Source organism: Moorena sp. SIO3I6, from assembly GCF_010672095.1.
The window spans coordinates 1-1,122 of record NZ_JAAHHU010001623.1 but is presented as its reverse complement, the minus strand read 5'-3'; the positions used below and the strand labels follow the sequence as shown (position 1 = coordinate 1,122).

The following is a 1,122-nucleotide window of genomic DNA, read 5'->3' as shown; positions in this document are numbered from 1 at the left end:
TGCGATACCTGAGGACCAGGAGGATCCATGCTCTGCTTTTTAATCTCAGCGATCGCTTTTTGTCCCTGGATATCAATCTGTTGCAGTTGGCCGTCGATTTGGTTGATTTGATTTTGTAGTTGTTGCTGAACCTCTTCTTTCCATCGAGGGGTAACGATGGCTTTGATATTAATTGGCCGTTTCAATAGTAAGTTCTTGTTAGAGTCGTCCATATGCGTTCCACTATCTAAGTTTGAGGGATTGAGAGTTTGACTGGTTATATTACTCAATAATTCTTAAAAAGAAGATTGAGGTTCAGTCTCAAGGTTCGAGGCCTGCACCTCTAAACCTTCTAACGTTTTAACTTTATTGCCCTCGATTAAGCAAACATCGCGTCAATGATAGCGCGATAGCGTTCGGTGACTACAGGTCGTCGGATTTTAAAGGTTTGAGTCATCATGCCATTTTCCTGGGAAAACGGCTCTAGAATCAGCCTAAAGGTGCTAATACGGTCATCTGGCCGATAACCTGGGCGATTTTTGACTTCTCGGTTTAATTCAGTCCGGTATAAAGTCTGAACCTCTTTAAGATTTAAATCAACATCTGGAGCAAATACGTCAAGGGGAAGATTTTGACCCGCTGCCCACCCTTGTAAGGCATCTAAATTTGGTACTATTAAAGCACCCAATGCCTTTTGGTCTTGACCTAACAGGATAATCTGGTCAATGTAAGCACTACGCAAACAAGCATCTTCTATCGGTTGTGGCTCAATATTTTCCCCATTGGTGAGAACTATAGTATCTTTGGCTCTGCCAGTTAGGACTAAATCATTCTGGGGGGTAACCCAACCTAAATCCCCTGTATTAAACCACCGGTCTAGATCAATTGCCTTAGCAGTAGCTTCTGGTTTGTGATAATACTCCTGCATCACCTGTGGTCCTTTTACCATCACCAACCCTCGTTGACCTTGGGGTAAAGGCTGATGAGTCTTAGGGTCAACAATCCGGATTTGAGTGTCCGGTAAAGGTGGTCCAGCACTAAAACGCAGGTTACGATACGAACGCCTAGCATTAGTAACGGGAGAGGTTTCGGTTAACCCATAGCCTACTAGGACTTCGACACCAATAATCTCAAAGAAGTTAA

Annotated in this window: 2 protein-coding genes; both read right to left on the bottom strand. The window is 43.5% G+C overall.

Annotation, left to right across the window (positions count from 1 at the left end):
• The coding region (locus F6K49_RS51745; RefSeq protein ID WP_293110798.1) for a YlqD family protein at nucleotides 1-212 on the bottom strand (212 nt) is incomplete at its 3' end.
• 146 nt (nucleotides 213-358) lie between these two features.
• A partial coding sequence (locus F6K49_RS51740; RefSeq protein WP_293110796.1) for an AMP-binding protein occupies nucleotides 359-1,122 on the bottom strand: 764 nt, incomplete at its 5' end.